General features: G+C 74.5%; 14 protein-coding genes and 1 riboswitch. Of the genes, 1 reads left to right on the top strand and 13 read right to left on the bottom strand.

Annotation, left to right across the window (positions count from 1 at the left end; all coding sequences use genetic code 11):
• Positions 1-139: 139 nt before the first annotated feature.
• The 4 genes from ligA to mnmA form a co-directional block, all read right to left on the bottom strand.
• The gene (gene ligA, locus DEF28_RS15940) at positions 140-2,332 is read right to left on the bottom strand and encodes an NAD-dependent DNA ligase LigA (protein WP_114398559.1); all 2,193 of its coding nucleotides are present in this window, start codon (positions 2,330-2,332) and stop codon (positions 140-142) included.
• A gap of 20 nt (positions 2,333-2,352) precedes the next feature.
• On the bottom strand, positions 2,353-3,375 hold the full coding sequence (locus DEF28_RS15935; protein WP_114398568.1) for a methionine synthase: 1,023 nt from the start codon (positions 3,373-3,375) through the stop codon (positions 2,353-2,355).
• 69 nt (positions 3,376-3,444) lie between these two features.
• Positions 3,445-3,966 (bottom strand): DedA family protein, encoded by a 522-nt coding sequence (locus tag DEF28_RS15930; protein ID WP_114398558.1) that lies wholly within the window; start codon positions 3,964-3,966, stop codon positions 3,445-3,447.
• A gap of 143 nt (positions 3,967-4,109) precedes the next feature.
• Positions 4,110-5,195, bottom strand: coding sequence for a tRNA 2-thiouridine(34) synthase MnmA (mnmA, locus tag DEF28_RS15925; protein ID WP_114398557.1), 1,086 nt, complete (start codon positions 5,193-5,195; stop codon positions 4,110-4,112).
• 96 nt (positions 5,196-5,291) lie between these two features.
• On the opposite strand from mnmA, the gene DEF28_RS15920 reads away from it, so the two are divergent.
• On the top strand, positions 5,292-6,464 hold the full coding sequence (locus tag DEF28_RS15920) for a DUF695 domain-containing protein (RefSeq protein WP_114398556.1): 1,173 nt from the start codon (positions 5,292-5,294) through the stop codon (positions 6,462-6,464).
• Positions 6,465-6,496: 32 nt separating this feature from the next.
• On the opposite strand, the gene DEF28_RS15915 is transcribed toward DEF28_RS15920, so the two are convergent.
• From DEF28_RS15915 to DEF28_RS15875, 9 genes are all read right to left on the bottom strand, one after another.
• Positions 6,497-7,666: a cysteine desulfurase family protein gene (locus DEF28_RS15915; RefSeq protein ID WP_114398555.1), complete on the bottom strand. Its 1,170-nt coding sequence runs from the start codon at positions 7,664-7,666 to the stop codon at positions 6,497-6,499.
• A 136-nt stretch (positions 7,667-7,802) separates the two neighbouring features.
• Positions 7,803-8,753 carry an electron transfer flavoprotein subunit alpha/FixB family protein gene (locus tag DEF28_RS15910; RefSeq protein ID WP_114398554.1) on the bottom strand — a complete coding sequence of 317 codons (951 nt, stop codon included), beginning with the start codon at positions 8,751-8,753 and terminating at the stop codon, positions 7,803-7,805.
• A gap of 34 nt (positions 8,754-8,787) precedes the next feature.
• On the bottom strand, positions 8,788-9,567 hold the full coding sequence (locus DEF28_RS15905) for an electron transfer flavoprotein subunit beta/FixA family protein (RefSeq protein ID WP_181874335.1): 780 nt from the start codon (positions 9,565-9,567) through the stop codon (positions 8,788-8,790).
• Positions 9,568-9,819: 252 nt separating this feature from the next.
• Entirely contained in the window at positions 9,820-11,883 is a 2,064-nt protein-coding gene (locus DEF28_RS15900; protein ID WP_309485820.1) for a serine/threonine-protein kinase, read from the bottom strand.
• Between the two features lie 627 nt (positions 11,884-12,510).
• Positions 12,511-13,053 (bottom strand): YbaK/EbsC family protein, encoded by a 543-nt coding sequence (locus DEF28_RS15895; RefSeq protein ID WP_114398551.1) that lies wholly within the window; start codon positions 13,051-13,053, stop codon positions 12,511-12,513.
• 128 nt (positions 13,054-13,181) lie between these two features.
• On the bottom strand, positions 13,182-13,970 hold the full coding sequence (locus tag DEF28_RS15890) for an enoyl-CoA hydratase/isomerase family protein (protein ID WP_114398550.1): 789 nt from the start codon (positions 13,968-13,970) through the stop codon (positions 13,182-13,184).
• A gap of 133 nt (positions 13,971-14,103) precedes the next feature.
• A complete protein-coding gene (locus DEF28_RS15885) occupies positions 14,104-14,877 on the bottom strand; it encodes an energy-coupling factor transporter transmembrane component T family protein (RefSeq protein WP_114398549.1) in 774 nt (257 codons plus the stop codon).
• Positions 14,874-16,424 (bottom strand): ABC transporter ATP-binding protein, encoded by a 1,551-nt coding sequence (locus DEF28_RS15880; RefSeq protein WP_181874334.1) that lies wholly within the window; start codon positions 16,422-16,424, stop codon positions 14,874-14,876. Before DEF28_RS15880 ends, DEF28_RS15885 begins: the two co-directional genes overlap by 4 nt.
• 4 nt (positions 16,425-16,428) lie before the next feature.
• Positions 16,429-17,034 carry an ECF transporter S component gene (locus DEF28_RS15875; protein WP_114433297.1) on the bottom strand — a complete coding sequence of 202 codons (606 nt, stop codon included), beginning with the start codon at positions 17,032-17,034 and terminating at the stop codon, positions 16,429-16,431.
• A 73-nt stretch (positions 17,035-17,107) separates the two neighbouring features.
• Positions 17,108-17,213, bottom strand: a riboswitch (TPP riboswitch).
• Positions 17,214-18,717: the final 1,504 nt, after the last annotated feature.

Raw genomic sequence — 18,717 nt, 5'->3', positions numbered from 1 at the left:
CCCTGCCACAATCGCCCGATTCGCTCCAGAATACTGCGGGAGGTAGCCTGATGACTGCGTATCGTAGATCCCACCGTGTCACCGGCTACTCAATGAGTACCCGAACCCACCGGGCACTCACGCCAGGCCCACGATTCGATCACTCTTCGTGATGTCCCGCCTCGACCGCCACCGGCTTGGCCGCATCCGGACCCTGGTCGAGCAGCACGCGGAAGCCCTCCTCGTCGAGGACCGGCACGCCGAGCTGGACCGCCTTGTCGTACTTGGAGCCCGGGCTGTCGCCGACGACCACGAAGTCGGTCTTCTTCGACACCGACCCGGTGACCTTGCCGCCCCGTTCGGCGACCGCCTCCTTGGCGCCGTCCCGGCTGAACTCCACGAGCGAGCCGGTGACCACCACCGTGACGCCCTCCAGCAGCCGCGGGCCGGTGTCGGCGCCCTCCTCCTCCATGCGGACGCCGGCCGCCCGCCACTTCTCGACGATCTCGCGGTGCCAGTCGACCGAGAACCACTCCACGATGGAGCCGGCGATGGTGGGGCCGATCCCCTCCACCGAGGCCAGCTCCTCCTCGTCGGCGGCGGCGATGGCGTCGATCGAGCGGAAGTGCCGCGCGAGGTCCTCGGCCGCCCGCGGGCCGACGTGCCGGATCGACAGCGCCACCAGCACCCGCGCCAGCGGCCGCCGCTTGGCCTGCTCCAGCTGCTCGAACAGCTTCTCGACGGTCTTCTTCGGCTCGCCCTTCTGGTTGGCGAAGAAGGTGACCACCTTGGGCTCGCCGGTCTTCGGATCGGGCTTGGGCTCGGTGGTGTCCGGGTCGAGGACGAGTGTCTTGATGGGCAGCAGGCGCTCCACGGTGAGGTCGAACAGGTCGCCCTCGTCGCGCAGCGGGGGCTCCGCCGGCTCCAGCGGCTGGGTCAGCGCGGTCGCCGCGACGTAGCCGAGCACCTCGATGTCCAGGGCCTTGCGGCCCGCGATGTAGAACAGCCGCTCCCGCAGCTGCCCGGGGCAGTTCCGGGTGTTCGGGCAGCGCAGGTCGACGTCGCCCTCCTTCTGCTGGCCGAGCACGGTGCCGCACTCCGGGCAGGTCCGCGGCATGACGAACGGGCGCTCCGAGCCGTCGCGGCGGTCCAGCACCGGCCCGACGATCTCGGGGATCACGTCCCCGGCCTTGCGCAGCACCACGACGTCGCCGATGAGGACGCCCTTGCGCTCCACCTCGCGGGCGTTGTGCAGGGTGGCGAACTCCACCTCGGACCCGGCGACCCGCACCGGCTCCATGACCCCGTAGGGCGTGACCCGGCCGGTCCGGCCCACGTTCACCCGGATGTCCACCAACCGGGTGGTGACCTCCTCCGGCGGGTACTTGTAGGCGATGGCCCAGCGCGGCGCGCGGCTAGTGGAGCCGAGCCGGCGCTGCGTCGCCACGTCGTCGACCTTGATCACCACGCCGTCGATCTCGTAGGCGGGGTCGTGCCGGTGCTCGGCGTAGTAGCCGATGTAGCCGCGCACCTCCTCCAGGGAGCCGACGACCCGGTAGCGGTCGCTGATCGGCAGCCCCCAGTCGCGCAGCATCTCGTAGGACTCCGACTGCCGGGCGAACCGCACGCCGTCGAGCGCGCCCACCCCGTGGCAGAGCATGCTCAGGGGGCGGGTCGCCGTCACCCTGGGATCCTTCTGGCGCAGCGAGCCGGCCGCCGCGTTGCGGGGGTTGGCGAACGGCGGCTTGCCGTCGTCGGCCAGCCGCGCGTTGAGCGCCTCGAACGCCGCGCCGGGGAGGAACACCTCGCCGCGCACCTCCAGCAGCGCGGGCGCGGGCCGGACGCTCTCGTCCAGGCGGACCGGGACGGCGTCGATGGTGCGGATGTTGAGCGTGATGTCGTCCCCGACCCGGCCGTCGCCGCGGGTGGCGGCCCGCACGAGGTGGCCGTTCTCGTACACGAGGTCCACGGCGAGGCCGTCGATCTTCAGCTCGCAGAGGTAGGCGTCCACCGCGATCTCGTTCTCGACGCGGTGCGCCCAGGCCGCCAGCTCCTCGTCGGCGAAGGCGTTGTCGAGGCTCTGCATCCGCTCCAGGTGCTCGACCGGCGCGAACTCGTTGCTGATGGGCGCCCCGACCTTCTGCGTCGGGGAGTCGGGCGTGCGCAGCTCGGGGTAGGAGTCCTCGATCCCGCGCAGCTCCGCCATCAGCGCGTCGTACTCGGCGTCGGAGATGACCGGGCTGCCCAGGTAGTACCGGTAGCTGTAGTCGTCGAGGTCCTGACACAGCTCGGCGTGCCGCTCGCGCACCTTGGCGGGGACTCCCTCGACGGCGGTCGTCTCTTCCGCACTCACCTGGGCACGTCCTTTCGTCGTCATCGTCGTGGCTCGTCGCGCAGCACGCGGGCCGCCGTCCGGCAGGCGGTCAGGGCGGCCCGCGCGTGCCCCGGCGAGGCGCCGGCCAGGCCGCAGGACGGGGTGGTGACCACCGTCCGGGCCAGCAGCTCCGGCGCGAAACCGATCCGATTCCACAGTTCACGTACAGGATCGACGGTAGCGGCGGCGTCCGACAGAACCTGGTCGGTACTCGCCACGACTCCCAGAAAGAGTCCTACCCCGTCCTCCACCGCCGTTCCGAGCGCCTCGTCGGAAGCGCGGGTCAGCCAGGCCGTGTCCAGACCGATCCCGCGCGCCCCGGAGCGGCGCAGCAGGTCGATCGGCACCGAACGGGCGCAGCAGTGCGCGACCGGGACGGCGCCGGCGCCCGCCACGGCGTCGAAGACGGCCCGCAGCCGCTCCTCCGCGGTGACGCGCTCCACCGCCGGCAGCCGGCCGTACCCGCTGGCGGTGGGCACGGTGCCGAGCAGGGCCGCGGGCAGCGCGGGCTCGTCGACCTGCACCACGAGCTCGGCGCCGGGCACGCGTCTGCGCACCTCGCGGGCGTGCGCGCCGACCGCCTCGACCAGCGCCTCGGTGAGGTCGCGGACCGCTCCCGGGTCCTTGAGCAGCTTCTCGCCGCCGCGCAGCTCGATCGCCGCGGCGAGCGTCCACGGGCCGGCCAGCTGCACCTTGAGCGGGCCGCTGTAGGCGTGCGCACGCTCCTCCAGGGCGTCGAGGTCGTAGGAGAGGAAGTCCCGCGCCCGCGCGGTGTCGCGGCCGGGGCGCTGGACGACCCGCCATCCGGAGGGCTGCACCTCGACGGGGAACTCCGGCAGCATCGCCGCCGTCCGGCCCACCATGTCGGCGCCGGCGCCGCGCGCCGGGAGTTCGGGGAGGTGCGGAAGCTCGGGAAGTTCGCCCACGATGGTCCGCACGGCCTCGCCCGGATCGGTGCCGGGCCAGGATCCCACTCCGGTCGCGCTCGCCTCGGGCCAGGGATAACGCTGCTGCTCGCTCACGATGCCCAAGGTTAGAGCAGCACGGCGGTGTCCCCGCACCGCCGGGAGCGCCGGCGCCGGCCGCGGCCGTCAGGCGGCCGTCTCCTCCCGCCGGGCGTCCTCGCGGCCCGGTTCCGCGCCGGCCCGCCGGCGGCGCCGCCGGCGCCACAGCACGGCGGCGGCCACGGCCGTGACCGCGAGCGCCGCGGCGGCGACCGCGAGCAGCGGCGAGTGCAGGAAGAGGTTCCACCACGCCGCGAGCACCGCCATGCCGCCGAGGCTGTACACGGCCGCCCAGGCGAGGCAGCCGGCGAACATCGCGACCAGGTAGCGGGGGAAGCTCATGCGCATGGCGCCGGCGGCGAGGTTCACGGCGGTCTGGATGCCGACGGTCAGGAAGGAGAGGGTGACCGCCGGCGGGCCGAACCGGTCGATCAGCCGCTCGGCCCGGGTGAGCCGCTCCCCCAGGCGGCGGGCGAGTCCGGAGCGGTGCACGCCGGCGCCGATGCCGCGACCGATCCAGTAGGTGGCCTGCGCGCGGCAGAACACGATGGCGAGGAGGGCGGAGTACACCACCCAGAAGGGCCGCCCCTCCAGGAACTCGTACGGCATCCGCCCTCCCCGCCCGTCGCCGGACCCACTGCCGGACCTACTGTGCTGTGCCTAACCTAACTTCCGCTCTCCGGAGCCGGACAGGGGCCGCCGGCGGGCGATATGTCACGATCTCGGCACTGCGGGCCCGGCGGTGCACCGGCTCACCCCGCCGCCGCTGCCTCGGCGCGCCGGCTCGTCTCGGCGATGGTGGCCGACCCGAGGACGACGTCGCCGTCGTACAGGACCGCGGCCTGGCCCCGGGCGACGCCGGTGGCCGGCTCGTCCAGCCGCACGACCAGCCGGCCCTCGCGCTGCCAGGCCCGGCACGGGTGCACCTCACCGTGCGCCCGCAACTGGACCGTGCAGGCGAGCGGCTCAGCCGGGGGCTCGCAGCCGCTCCAGACCGGGCGCTCCGCCACGATCTCGTCGACCGCCAGCGCCTCGCGGGGGCCGACGGTGACCGTGTTGTTCACCGGCTCGATGGACAGCACGTAGCGGCGGTCCACGGCTCCGCCCAGGTGGAGCCCCCTGCGCTGGCCGACCGTGAACGCGTGCGCGCCGTTGTGCGTGCCCAGGACCTCACCGGACTGGTCCACGATCGGGCCGGGCTCGCTGCCCAGCCGCCCGTTGAGGAAGCCGGCGGTGTCGCCGTCGGCGATGAAGCAGATGTCGTGGCTGTCCGGCTTGTCGGCCACCGCGAGCCCGCGCCGGTCGGCCTCGGCCCGGACCTCGGCCTTGGTGCAGTCGCCCAGCGGGAACATCGCGTGCGCGATCTGCTCCCGGGTGAGCACCGCCAGCACATAGGACTGGTCCTTGGCGTCGTCGACGCTGCGCCGCAGCCGGCCGCCGGCCTTGCGCACATGGTGGCCGGTGCACACCGCGTCGAAGCCGAGCGCGACCGCGCGGTCCAGCACCGCCGCGAACTTGATCTTCTCGTTGCAACGCAGGCACGGGTTGGGGGTGCGGCCGGCCGCGTACTCCGACACGAAGTCCTGCACGACGTCGCGGTCGAATTCCTCGGCCATGTCCCACACGTAGAAGGGGATGCCGATCACGTCCGCGGCGCGGCGCGCGTCGCGGGAGTCCTCGACGGTGCAGCAGCCCCGCGCGCCCGTGCGGTAGGACTGGGGGTTCTTGGCGAGGGCCAGGTGCACGCCCGTGACGTCGTGCCCGGCCTCGGCGGCGCGGGCGGCGGCCACGGCGGAGTCGACGCCGCCGGACATGGCGGCCAGTACACGCAGAGTCATAGCACCTCCAGCGTAAGCGCTGGCGCGGATCACTCCCTACCGGGTTCGCGTCGAACCGGTGCCGATCCGGTCGCCGCGCTCTGCGAAAATCGGTACATGGCTCTGTTCCGTCGCCGCCGATCCGCCGACTCCGACTCCGCCGCCGCCGTGGAGGAGTTCTGGGCCCACTGGGCCGACGTCCGCACCGACCTGGCGGCGTCGGTCGACGCCGGGACGCCGGTTCCCGAGGACGCCGCCCGCCAGCTGACCGAGCGCGTGCGCCAGATCCACCCGGCGCTGACGTGGGAGGTGTCCCGGGCACCGCGGAGCGCGCTGCGGGGGTTGGAGGACCTGCGGCTCGACGACGACGCCCGGGAGCTCCTCGCCCGGATGGACGACCTGGAGGGGACCGTGCCGGCCTCCCCGGCCGACGACCCCGAGTACGCGCTGGTCCTGAGCGCGGGCGCCGACGACGCCGCACGGGTGCTCGCCGAGCGCTGGTCGCGCTCCGCGCCGGCGGAGGCCGCGTGGCGGTTCCTGCCCGCGCGCCCGGCCGACCATGACCGGCTGTCCAAGCCGGTGAACTGGGACGGCAACGAACTCGACCTCGGGCACGCCACGGTGGCGCTGCGGGTGAACCAGAAGCTCGGCAAGATCGAGGTGAGCGTCTACCACCCCGACTTCATGTTCGTTCCCGAGGACGTCCGCTCCGGCGTGGCCGACCTCGTGGTGATGCTGGCGCTCGGCGAGGACGACGTGGTGCGGTGGATCGGGTCGGTCACCCCGCTGGTGGAGAAGCCGCTCGACCCGCTGCCGCCGACCTCCATGCCGTCGGTCGTGCAGCAGCTGTCGGGCACGCTGGGCAGCGGCGGCTGGGTGACGCTGCAGGGCCGGATCCCGCTGCGCGGCACCATCCAGATCGCGGTCCGCCACCCGCTGCACCGCCGCGACTTCCCCGCGTTCACGCTGTACGTGCAGGTCACGGTGCACTACGCCGAGACCGACTCCGACCGGCTGCCCACCGGCTCGTCGGCGGCGGCGCTGGAGAGCTTCACGCTGGGCCTGCGCGACCTGCTGGGCGAGGACGGCGCGCTGCTGGCCCAGCAGACGGTCGGCGGCCAGCGGCAGTTCCACTTCTACCTCGACCCCGATTCCGGCGTGTACGCCACGCTGGAGAAGGCCGTGCGGGAGTGGCCGGAGGGCCGCACCCAGATCAACAGCCTGCTGGACCCGGAGTGGGACACGATCGACCAGATCAGCCGGCCGGTGCGGCGCCAGCTCGGGCAGTAGGGCGGCCGCGCGCCCGCCCTGCCCGGGAGAGCTCAGCGGCGCCGGGCGCGGGCGGCGCGGGCCCGCTCGACCGCCGGCCCCACGGCCTCGGCGAGCGCCTTGACGTCGGCCTGGCCCGAGCCGCGCCCGAGCGAGAACCGCAGGGAGCCGTTCGCCGTCTCCGGATCGGCTCCCATGGCGAGCAGCACGTGGCTGGGCTGCGCGACGCCGGCCGAGCAGGCCGATCCCGTGGAGCACGCGATCCCGCGGGCGTCGAGCAGCATGAGCAGCGCGTCGCCCTCGCAGCCCGGGAACGAGAGGTGCGCGATGCCGGGCAGCCGGTCGGTGGGGTGGCCGTTCAGCCGGACGTCGGGCACCGCGCGGCGCACGGCGGCCACCAGTTCGTCCCGCAGCCCCGCGAGTTCGGCCGCGTGCGCGGTGCGCTCGGCGGCGGCCAGCCGTACGGCGGTGCCGAACCCGCGCAGCAGCGGTGTCATGAGGGTGCCGGAGCGGACCTCGCGCTCCTGGCCGCCGCCGTGCAGCACGGGCACCGGGTCCACGCCCCGCGCGAGCAGCAGCGCGCCGGCCCCGACCGGTCCGCCGATCTTGTGGCCGGTGACCGTCATGGCCGACACCCCGCTGGCGGCGAAGTCGAGGTCGAGCACCCCCACGGCCTGCACCGCGTCGGTGTGGAACGGGATCGCGTACTCGCGGGCGACCGCGGCCAGTTCCGGAACGGGCTGGACGGTACCGACCTCGTTGTTGGCCCACATGACCGAGACGAGGGCGACATCGGCCGGGTCCCGTTCGATGGCGGCGCGCAGCGCCGCCGGGTCCACCCGCCCGCCGGCGTCCACCGGGAGCTCCTCGTAGACGGCCCCCTGGTGGTCGGCCATCCACCGCGCCGGATCCAGGACGGCGTGGTGCTCGACCGCGCTGACCAGGATGCGCCGCCGCGCCGGGTCGGCCCCGTGCCGGGCCCAGTACAGCCCCTTGACCGCCAGGTTGTCGGCTTCGGTGCCGCCGCCGGTGAACACGACCTCGTTGGGGGTGGCGCCCAGCGAGGCGGCGACCGCCTCGCGTGCCTCCTCCACGACCCTGCGGGCCCGGCGCCCCGCTCCGTGCAGCGATGAGGCGTTGCCGAGTTCGCCGAACTCCGCCGTCATGTCGGCGACGACCTCCGGCCGCACGGGAGTGGTCGCGGCGTGATCCAGATACACCATGGCGGTTCCAAGAATACGGTGCGCGGTCGGCCGGGAGCATGCCGGGACCGCCCGCTGGCGCAGGCGCCGGAGGCGCCCTACGGCACGGTGGCCCGGGGAGGGTCCTCCCCGGGCCACCGCTCTCGGACGCGCGCGGCTACTTGCGCCGGTTGATCTCCTCGGTGAGCTGCGGAGCCACCTTGTGCAGGTCGCCGATCACCCCGAAGTCGCTGAGCTCGAAGATCGGCGCCTCCGGGTCCTTGTTGACCGCGACGATGCTCTTGGAGGTCTGCATCCCGGCCCGGTGCTGGATCGCGCCGGAGATGCCCAGCGCGATGTAGAGCTGCGGAGCGACGGTCTTGCCGGTCTGCCCGACCTGGAACTGGTTGGGGTACCAGCCGGAGTCCACGGCGGCCCGGGAGGCGCCCACGGCGGCGCCCAGGCTGTCGGCGAGGTTCTCCACGACCGAGAAGTCGTCGGAGCCCACGCCGCGCCCGCCGGACACCACGATGGCGGCCTCGGTCAGCTCCGGGCGCGCGCCCTGCTCCTGCTTGACGCGCTCGACCACCCGGGCGGCCCGGGCGGTGTCGGACAGCTCGACCGCCACCGACTCGCGGATGGCCTCGCCCGGGGTCTCGGCCGGCGCGGCCGGGATCGAGTTGGGGCGGACCGCGATGACCGGCGCTCCGGTGCGGACCCGCGCGTGCGTGACCACGGCACCGCCGAAGACGGAGTGCTCGGCGACGGCGTCGGCGTCCACGTCGACGACGTCGGTCAGCACGCCGGAGTCCAGCTTGACCGCGAGCCGGCCGGCGATCTCCTTGTTCTGGGCGGTGGCCGACACCAGGACGGCGGCGGCCTCCGCGTCGCGGGCCAGCTTCGCCAGCAGTTCGGCCGTGGGCGCCGTGACGTAGTCGTTCAGCTCGCCCGAGGCGACGTACACCTTGGCGGCCCCGAACTCGGCGAGCCGCGCGACGCCCTCCTCGGCGCCGTCGCCGACCCACACCGCCGACGGCTCGCCGAGGCGGCGGGCCGCGGTGAGCAGCTCGGTGGTGACCTTCTTGACCTCTCCGTCGACGTGGTCGACGAGGACGAGGACCTCAGCCATGTTCCCTATCCCTCCTTCGTCTCCGCCGGACCCGCTAGATGAACTTCTTCGCGGCGAGGAACTCGGCGGCCTTCAGACCGCCGTCGCCCTCGTCCTTGATGACGGTTCCGGTGGCGCGCGGCGGAGCGGCGGCGGCGTCCACGACCTCGGTGGCCGCGGAGTTCAGGCCCACCTTCGCGACGTCGATCCCGGCCTCGGCGGCCGTCAGCTTCTGCACCGGCTTCTTCTTTGCCTGCATGATGAGCTTGAACGAGGGGTAGCGCGGCTCGTTGATCTTCTCGACCACCGAGACGACCGCCGGCAGCTCCGCCTCCACGACGTCGTGGCCGTAGTCCGTCTGGCGCTGGATGCGGATGGAGCGGCCCTCGATGTCGACCTTGCCGGCCAGCGTGAGCTGCGGCAGGCCCAGGTACTCGGCGAGCGCGGCGCCCACGACGCCGGTGCGCGCGTCGGTCGACTCCGAACCGAGGACCACGACGTCGAACTCAAGGGTGCCGAGTGCCTTGGAGAGCGCGTAGGCGGTCTGGAGGGCGTCGGAGCCGTGCAGCGCGTCGTCGTTGAGGTGGACGGCCTTGTCGGCGCCCATGGACAGCGCCTTGCGGATGGAGTCGGTGGCCTGGTCGGGCCCCATGGACAGCACGGTCACCTCGCCGCCGTGCTTCTCCTTGAGCAGCAGCGCCTCCTCGATCGCGTACTCGTCGAGCTCGTTGATGACGCCGTCCGAGGCCGCACGGTCCAGCGTGTTGTCCTCGGGCCTCAGTTTCCGCTCGGTCGCCGTGTCCGGGACCTGCTTGACCAAAACGACAATATTCATGGCCGGTGGCCGACCTCCCTGCACTCCCATGCGCCGTCCGCTCGGACGCCGCGGACGCCCGCGCGCCGTGGATCACTGGTCACCAGGGTGCCAAATCCGCGCGGGACGCCCGGTCGCGGGTGTGACGTTCCTGTCCCGCCCCCCGCGTCGATCGTATCGCTTGCCCATCCCGATGTTACTCATCAGTAGCGAGCGGGCAAACACCTCCCCTCACCACCGCGGTGAGGGAAGGCGTCCTTACGGGCACCGGGGTCAGCCGAACCACTGCGAGGGACCCAGGATGGGGTTCCACGCGGGCAGCACCTGGAAGCCGAAGACCAGGAGGAAGAGGGCCAGCAGGCACACCGCCGCGATGAGGCCCCAGTACACGTAGGGGTTGCGGATGCCCACGTTCTCCGTGAGCCAGACCGCCTGCCGCCGAGTGCCCCTGCCGTTGGGGCCGAGGAAGGTGAGCAGCACGGTGATGGCCAGCGCGTACGTGCCGACGTGGTTCGCGTCGGACTCCCCGATCGTGAACCCGATGATGAGCCCGACCACGATGCCGCCGAGCAGGTAGCCGAGCCCGTAGAGCAGGGTCTGCCCCAGGGCGCGGAGCAGCGCCCACGGCATGCTCAGGGCGACCACCATGCTGTCCGAGCTGCGCGGGCCGCGGGTCTGCAGCCGGCGGGCGTGCTCCACCTTCACGGTGTCGAGCGCGCTGACGACCGAGGCCGCGAGCACCCCGGTGATCAGCCCGATGGTGGGCACCATCAGCGTCAGCCCGACCAGCGCCAGCAGCAGCGGGACGAGGATGAGGGAGGGCAGCCGCCGGGGTTCGCCCTCGTCCGCCTCGTCGTCGTCGGGGAAGTAGTCGCTCAGCCGGTCGCTGCGCCCGTACTCGGAGCGGCGCCGGCCGAACAGGCCGCGGCGCGGCTCCTCCTCGTCCTCCTCGCGGAACTCGTCGGCCTGGAAGGTCGCGGTGCGGTCCGGGGCCGCGCGGCCGCCGTCGTAGTCGACGGGGGTGAGGATGTCGCGGAACTCCTCCGGCCGGAGCGTGGAGTTGAAGAACTGGGTCTGCGGCGCGGCCTGATGCTCGTCGGGGCCCTCGGCCGGGAGCAGGCCGGTGCGCTGCTGGTCGTCGGCGCCCGCGACCATCGTGCGGTCGGCGCCCTCACCCCAGTCCGCGCCGCCGGAACCCGCCACCATCGTCTGGTCGGGCCGCTGCACCTGGGTGGCGTCCGGAGCCTGGACCTGCGTGGCGTCCGGAGCCTGGACCTGCGTGGCGTCCGGAGCCTGCACCTGGGTGGCGTCGGAGCGCGGGCCGCGGTCGTCCCCCCAGCCGCCGGCGGCGGCGCCGGCAGCGGCTCCCGCGGCCGCGCCGGCCAGTCCGCCAGCCGCCGCGGCTCCGAAGCCGCCGCCGTCGTCGTCCGAGCGGCGCTCGGGGCGGGACGCCTGCACGGTGTGGTGCCCGGTCAGCCCGGACGCCTGGTAGCCGGCGTCCTCCGTCCAGGGCAGGTCGAGGTTGAGGCGGGCGGTCTCGGCGAGCAGCTGCTGCGCGGTCGGACGGTCCTGGAGGTCGCGGGAGGTGGCCGCCACGACGAGCGGCTTCAGCGCCTCGGGCATGCCGTCGAGGTTGATCTCACCGTTGAGGATCCGGAAGAAGATCACCTCGAAGGCGCCGGCGCCGTACGGCGGGTTGCCGGTGGCGGCGAACGCGACGGTGGCGCCCCAGGCGTGGATGTCGGTGGCGGGGCCGAGGTCGGTGCCCTCGATGACCTCGGGCGACAGGTAGCTGGGGGTACCCACGAAGGTGCCGGTCTGGGTGAGCTTGGCTCCGTCGACGGCGTGCGCGATGCCGAAGTCGATGACGATCGGCTCGCCGTTGGAGATGATGACGTTGCCGGGCTTGAGGTCGCGGTGGATGACGTCGGTGGCGTGGATGTCGTTGATGGCCCGCGCCAGTCCGCTGACGAACCGGGTGAGCGCGCGGCCGCGCAGCGGACCGTGGTTGGTGACGGTGGAGTCCAGGGTCGGGCCCGGGATGTACTCCGTGACGACCCAGGGCAGCGGCGCGTTGGTGTCGGCGTCGATCACCCCTGCGACGTTGCGGCTGTTCACCCGCCGCATGGTCTCGACCTCGCGGGCGAGCCGCGCGCGGGCGATGTCGTCGCCGGCCACCTCCGACCGCAGCACCTTGATCGCGACCAGCCGGTCCTGGGAGTCCACGGCCTGGTACACGACGCCCATACCGCCCTGCCCGATCTTCCGGCGGATCTGGTACGGGCCAATGCGTTCCGGCAGCCCCTCGTCCTCGGGGAAACCTGCCGTCATTGCCATCGCGAACTCATCCCCTCAAACCCCGCGAAACACCTCGCCCAGCCTATCGGCCGGGGTGCGCGGGCCGCGGCGTAGCCGACCCGCAACTGCTCATGGATCACGGCGATCCACCGACGGCTCCGCGCCGTCGGCCTCATGTCGAGCGCGGTGGCTCCGCTGCGCCGTCGTCCGCCGGTGCGACCGGACGCCGCACGGTACCGCGCTCGCCGGACAACTCCATGAGTATGACGGAAAATCCGAGGGGTCGGTTCCGCCCCCGCCACGGACCGGGGGAATACCAGGGGCGCCCCGGAGGCACCATCCGGGTCATCCCCTGGCCGTGCCCGCCGCCTCGCCGTCTTGGACCGCCGACGAGCACTACGCCAAGGGGCGTTGACGGCTCCGGACGCTCGGCGGCCCACCACCACACCCCCAGTCGCGCTCACCACCTCACTCCCCTCCACCGCCAACACAGAGAGGGCTACGCCAAGGGGCGTTGACGGCTCCGGACGCTCGGAAGCTCGCCGCTCCACCCCCAGTCGCGCTCACCACCTCACTCCCCTCCACCGCCAACACAGGAAGGGCTACGCCAAAGGGCGTTGACGGCTCCGGACGCTCGGCGGCTCGCTGCTCCCCGCGGTGCGGCTTTTAGGTAGCGGGCCGGGCCAGGCCCTCCACCACCTCGGCACCGGGCAGTGCGGCCAGGCTGCGGCCCGGCACCACGAGCTTGGACCGGCGCAGGCCGCTGCCGATCACCACGTGCGGCTGCTCCAGCACGGCGGCGTCGACCAGAATCGGCCAGTCCTCCGGCAGCCCCACCGGGGTGATGCCGCCGTACTCCATCGCGGTCGCGCTGACCACCTCGTCCTGCGGCGCGAACGACGCCTTGCGTGCGTCCATCCTGCGGCGCACCACGCCGTTGACGTCGGCACGGGTGGTCGCGAGCACCACGCAGGCGGCCAGCCGGGTGACGGCGCCGCGCCGCGCCGCGATCACCACGCAGTTCGCCGACGCCTCCAACGGGATCCCGTAGGCATCCGCACAACTCGCGGTGTCAGCGAGGTCCGGATCGATCTCCGCGGCCAGCGGCTCCGCCGCCGGGCCGTCCTTCCACCGGGCGAGCGCCGCGGCGACCGGCTCGGCCAGCAGGTCGGGCCGCTCCAGCGCGGGGTGGGTATCGAGTTTCCACATGGTTTCCTGTTCTACCTCTCTTGCCTATCCCCCGCACAGGTTCGCCGTTTCCCCGGCGACCGCCGGTGCGCCGGAGCCCGGCGACTCGGGAGGGGGCGCCCCGGCCCGGGCCGGGCGGGAACGCGTCTTCAGCGCCCCTCGAAGACGGCCTTGCCCGGCCCCTTCTCCACGAAGCTCCGCATACCGGTCTTCTGGTCCTCCGTGGCGAACAGCGCGGCGAACTGCAGGCGCTCGATCTCCAGGCCGGTGGCGAGGTCGGCCTCCAGCCCGCGGTCCACCGCCTGCTTCGCGGCCCGCAGCGCCACGGCGGGCCCGTCGGCGTAACGGGCGGCCATGGCGACCGCCGTCGGGTAGACCTCCTCCGCCGGTACGACCGCGTCCACCAGGCCGATCCGCAGTGCCTCCTCCGCGGCCACGTGCCGCCCGGTGAAGATGAGGTCCTTGGCGCGGGCGGGCCCGATCAGCCGCGGCAGCCGCTGCGTGCCGCCGGCGCCGGGGATGACGCCCAGCTGGATCTCGGGCTGGCCGAGTTTGGCGTCTTCGGCGGCCACCCGGAAGTCGGCGCACAGCGCCAACTCGCAGCCACCGCCCAGCGCGTACCCGGTGACGGCCGCGATGACCGGTTTGGGGATCTCGGCCACCGCGGTGAAGGCCGCCTGGAGGCGGCCGGAGTGCGCGGCCATCCGGGCGTAGTCCATGTCCGCCATCTCCTTGATGTCGGCACCCGCCGCGAAGACCCGCTCCCCGCCGTACAGGACCACGGCGCGGACCGCGTCGTCGGCCGCCACCTGGGCCGCCGCCGCGCCGATCTCCGCCTGGACCTGCGCGTTGAGAGCGTTCATCTTGGGCCGGTCCAGCCGGATCACGGCCACGGCCGGGGTCTTCGGATCGGTCTCCACCCGGACGAACTCCGCCACGGTCAGCCCCTTTCAGCTGTGTGCGGTCTGTCTCACCGCTGGCTCTCCCGTACCTATCACGGAGCGCGGCACCGCGCGTGGGCCGGACCCCCGGGGTGTCACCGCGCGGGTCCGGCCAGCGCGACGCGGCCGGTCACCGGAACAGCGGCCGCCAGGTGCCCAGCGCCACCGAGAGGGCGTGTGCGGCGCACAGCAGGAGGACGGTGCCGGCGACCAGCCAGGTGTCGGACGCCCGCCACCGGCTGGTGCGCGCGTGGGTCCGCGGACCGGTGCCGAAGGCGCGGGCGTCCATCGCCATGGCGAGCAGGGTGCCGGTCCGGATGGCGCGCACCAGCAGCGCGAACGTCATGCCCGCGAAGACACCGAGCGCGGCCGCCGGGTTGCGTCCGGCCTCCAGCCCGCGAGCGCGGCGGGCGAGTGCCAGGGCACGCCACTGCCCGGCCAGCAGCGGGACCAGCCGCAGCCCGGCCAGCACCCCGAGGGCCGGGCGCTCCGGCACCCGCAGCCGCTGCACGAGCGCGTCGGCGAGGTCGGTGGGGTCCGTGCTGAGCGCGACCAGCACCCCCGGGAGCGCGATCGCCAGCAGGCGCACCACCACGCCCAGCGCACCCACCGGCCCGGCCTCACCGAAGAGCAGGTTGACCAGCCCGACGGAGGCCCCCATGAGCAGCAGCGAGCCGGCGGCGACGAGCAGCCGGCGCCGCTCGACTCCGGCGAACGGCGCCAGCGCGAGCGTGGCGAGCAGCGGCACGCCGCTGGTCACCGGGTCCACCACCGGGACCAGGCCCGCGGCGACGAGCAGCGCGGCGACCAGCTTGGCGGCCGGGTTGGCGCGCGACAGCCAGGGCCGGGCCGCGGCCTCCGGGGCCGCGGCCGCGCCGCCGGCGCCGCTGGCGGAGACGGTCATTCGGCCCCTCCCCCGGACGTGCGCCCGGCGGCCGCCACCCGGCCCCGCCCGACCCGCAGCCGCGTGTCGGCGAAGCGGTCGAGCAGGAGGTCGTCGTGGGTGGCCATGACCACGGCGCGCCCCTCGGCCCGCAGCGCGCCGAGCAGTTCGACCACCTCCACCCAGGTGCGGGTGTCCTGCCCAAACGTCGGCTCGTCCAGCAGCAGCACGTCGGGCGCGTGCGCGGGTCCGGAGCTCAGCGCGGTCGCCACCGAGAGCCGGCGCTTCTCCCCGCCGGACAGCGTGTAGGGGTGGACGTCGGCCAGCGGACGCAGCCGCAGCCGCTCCAGCAGCTCCTCCACCCAGGACTCGGTCTCGCGGCGCCCCAGGCCGGCGCGCGCGGGGGCGAAGCGCAGCTCGTCGCGGACCGTGCGCGTCACGAACTGGTCCTCCGCGTGCTGGAAGACCGTGCCCACATGGCGGGCCAGCCGGCGGGCCGGCCACCGGGAGAGCGGCCGCGGGCTCACCTCGGCGAGGGGGCCGCGGGGGAGCACCGCCCCGGCGTGCGGGCGGGCGAGGCCGGCCAGCAGCATGAGCAGGGTGGACTTCCCGGCGCCGTTGCGGCCGGTGAGCGCGGTGGCGGTCCCCGCCGGCACCGCGGCGCTGACGCCGTCCAGGACGGTCGCGGGCACCGCGCCCGGCGCGGCGACGTCCAGGGGCGCCCGGGCGACGCAGTCGACCGCCTCGATCACCACGTCCCCGCCCGGCGCCGGGGCGGTCCGCGGCCGCGGCTCTCGGCCGGGCACCCACACGCCCCGCGCGGCGAGCCGCTCGCCTTGGGCGGCGAACACCGCCGGCGGCGGGCCGTCGGCGACCACGCCGCCGCCCGGCTCCAGCACCACGACGCGGTCCACCAGGTCCACGACGTCGGCCACCCGGTGCTCGACCAGCACGAGGGTCGCCTCGGTGGCGGCCACCACGCGGGCGACGACCTCGCGGACCAGCCGGGCGCCGTCCGGATCGAGGTTGGCGGTGGGCTCGTCGAGCAGCAGCAGCCGCGGGCGCATCGCGAGCGTCCCGGCGATCACCAGCCGCTGCTTCTCCCCACCGGACAGCGCGGCCGTGCCGCGCGCCGGCCCGTAGGGGAAGCCGACCTCGCCGAGCGCGGCGGTCACCCGCGGCCAGATCCCAGTGGGCGGCACCGCCAGGTTCTCCAGGCCGAACGCGACGTCGTCGCCGGCCCGGGCCATCACGAGCTGGGTCTCGGGGTCCTGGCCGACCAGGCCGACACCGCCGCGCCGCCGGACCGCGGGCGCACCGTCGAGGCGGAGTTCGCCCTCCTCCTCGCCGATGATGGCGCCGTCGTCGCCGGTCAGCCCGGCCAGCGCGTGCAGCAGGGTGCTCTTGCCCGCGCCGGACGCGCCGAGCAGCAGTACCCGTTCGCCCGGCTCGATCCGCAGGTCCACCCCGCGCAGCGCCCATTCGGTGCGCCCGGAGTGCCGCCAGCCCCACCCGGTGAGCTCGACCAGCGTCCCCGGGCGCGCGGTGGTCCCCCCGTCCGTACGCACCTGCTCAGCCGCGCGCCGAGGGGAACGGCGTGAGCGCGCCCGCGCGGGCCAGCGCGCTGGTCAGCAGCCGCCCGCCGACCCCGGCGACGGCGGCGGCGCTGAGCACCACGATGACCGCGTAGGCCGCCTGGTACTCCAGCGGCCATGTCGGGTAGTACAGCGTGAGGTCCATGGCCACGGGGGCGAGACCCGCGACGGCACCGGCGGTCACCGCGGCGCCCATTCCCCAGCGCCGGTAGCGGCCCAGCGCGAAGACGGTCTCGGGGAGCAGCCCCTGCAGCAGCCCGGACACCAGCACCATCAGCCCCCACCCGGTGCCGAGCAGCGCCGACACGGTGGCGGCGGCGATGGAGGTGAGCACACCGGCGCCCGGCCGGCGGATGATCAGCGGCCCGAGGACCCCGGGCAGCAGCCACACGCCGTACAGCACCGCCTGCGCCGGGGGGAAGGCGAGGAACAGCACATCCGTGGCCTGCCAGAGCATGCCCCAGAACCAGAAGACGACGCCGAGCGCGACGCCCAGCACGGCCGCGACCACGATGTCGACGGTCCGCCAGCGCAGCAGCCGCCCGGCCCGGACGCCCCCGGTGGCGGAGGAGGAGGTTTCCACAGGTGTCCCTTCACGTCATGACGAGAGGGCCCAGCCCGAGAGCACCCGCCCGGAGCGGATCGGCTCCGCCGGACGAACGGTTCCCACGACTTCCTTCGCTGGCATGATCCAGATCAGGTGGCTAAGGGTCTGCGGCCGCGCCGCACTCTCAGCGCCGAAGCGCTCCCCTGTCGGTTCCCCCCATTATGCGGGCAATGCGCACGAACCGGTCAACCCACCGGTTCCGAGAGCACGTCGCTCCGCCCCCGAACGGCGCCGGGCCCCCGGCCTCCCCGCCGGACTCCGGTTCGCGACGCGGGCGGCCGCCCCACGCGGCCCCGGCCCGCGCGGCACGGCCTCCGGGGCCGCTCCCCGCGCCCGGGCGGCCGCCCCGGCACGCGCCGCCCGGGACCCGTCTGGCACCCGCGTCAGGCCGGCCGTGTGCGGCCGGCCGCTGTCGGAACGGCCGCGGGCGGATCGCGGAGGCGCCACCGGCTCTGCCGGAGAAGCCGGGGCCGGCGTTCCCGGACGCGGGCGGTGGTGGAGGGCGCCGTCTACCGGTATCCGGTCCGGGATCGTGCGGCGGGATGCGCCCGCCCCCTCCGCTGACCGGGCCGCCTCATCCCCCCGTCGGCCGCCCCGCGGCGGGCTGGCGCCCCGGCGGCGCCTCCCCCGGCGACCACGGCCGCGACGTCGCCGAACGCCGTCTCCACCGCCTCCCGGCAGTCGCGCGGCACCGCCACCGGATCCGGCACCACCGCCGCCGGGGCGGTCGCCCATCCGGACAGGAGCAGGGCCCGCCGGGCCCCGCGTGAGCGCCTGGCCGCGCAGCACCGGGGCAGTCGGGCCCCGGGCTCGGTCCGCGCCGCCGCTCCGTGCGTGAGCAGGAGGGCAGGGACGGAAACGGGTCCTGTGGCAGGTGCCCGTCCGGGTGAGGGTCCGGCCCCGAGGATCCGGACGCGCGCCGCTCCGCTCCGGCCGCGCCACCCGCCGTCGCGCCGCTGGTGGCCGGCCGGGCAGGCCCCGGTCCCATCAGGACTCGCGAGGCCCCGAACGAGTCGCCGCCAGCCCCCTGTCCGGGGGCGGAGGACATCCCGTGGCACGTCCGCGCGCCACCTCGCACCGCTCCCGGCCTTCGGCCGCGCGACCGACCGGCGCGGCACCGCCGGCAGGCGCATCACCGGGGCCCCCTGGCGAGACCCGCCCGAACGGTACGGCACCGGGGAAACAGCGGCAGGCCGCCACCGCCACTGGCCCCTCGACGGCACCCGCAACCGCATCACCGAGCGGCTGCGCACCGACACCGCCACCAGCGAACACCTCGACGTCTGGGCGGACTCCACCACGGTCCGCGCCCACCACCACACCGCCAGGGCCGCGAAAAGAGGGGACGCGGCCCGGCACGAAAGGGACGCATCCGAAGCCCTCGGGGCGCTCCCGGGGCGGGCTGACCACCAAGACCCACCTGCTCGCCGCCCCCCACCCCTGGCCATCACCACCAGCCCCGCACAGCGGGGCGACACGCTCACGTTCGAGCCGCTAACGGCCCAACTGCGGCCGCCCCGCACCAGGGGCCCCTCCCCGGGCCCGGCCCGACCGGCTGCTCGGCGACAGGGCCTCTCCTCGGCCGCGATCCGCGCCCACCCGCGCGCCCGCCGCGACATCACGGCGACCATCCCCCAGCCCACCGACCAGCGCGAGAAC

It is taken from the genome of Marinitenerispora sediminis (assembly GCF_003336425.1).
Lineage (GTDB): Bacteria > Actinomycetota > Actinomycetes > Streptosporangiales > Streptosporangiaceae > Marinitenerispora > Marinitenerispora sediminis.
This window is presented reverse-complemented; position numbering and strand designations above follow the sequence as displayed.

Bases quoted from the DNA above. Each gene is read 5' to 3' on its own strand.
- DEF28_RS15930 (WP_114398558.1), bottom strand. From the start codon at position 3,966: ATGCCGTACGAGTTCCTGGAGGGGCGGCCCTTCTGGGTGGTGTACTCC.
- mnmA (WP_114398557.1), bottom strand. From the start codon at position 5,195: ATGACTCTGCGTGTACTGGCCGCCATGTCCGGCGGCGTCGACTCCGCC.
- DEF28_RS15920 (WP_114398556.1), top strand. From the start codon at position 5,292: ATGGCTCTGTTCCGTCGCCGCCGATCCGCCGACTCCGACTCCGCCGCC.
- DEF28_RS15915 (WP_114398555.1), bottom strand. From the start codon at position 7,666: ATGGTGTATCTGGATCACGCCGCGACCACTCCCGTGCGGCCGGAGGTC.
- DEF28_RS15910 (WP_114398554.1), bottom strand. From the start codon at position 8,753: ATGGCTGAGGTCCTCGTCCTCGTCGACCACGTCGACGGAGAGGTCAAG.
- DEF28_RS15905 (WP_181874335.1), bottom strand. From the start codon at position 9,567: ATGAATATTGTCGTTTTGGTCAAGCAGGTCCCGGACACGGCGACCGAG.
- DEF28_RS15900 (WP_309485820.1), bottom strand. From the start codon at position 11,883: ATGGCAATGACGGCAGGTTTCCCCGAGGACGAGGGGCTGCCGGAACGC.
- DEF28_RS15895 (WP_114398551.1), bottom strand. From the start codon at position 13,053: ATGTGGAAACTCGATACCCACCCCGCGCTGGAGCGGCCCGACCTGCTG.
- DEF28_RS15885 (WP_114398549.1), bottom strand. From the start codon at position 14,877: ATGACCGTCTCCGCCAGCGGCGCCGGCGGCGCGGCCGCGGCCCCGGAG.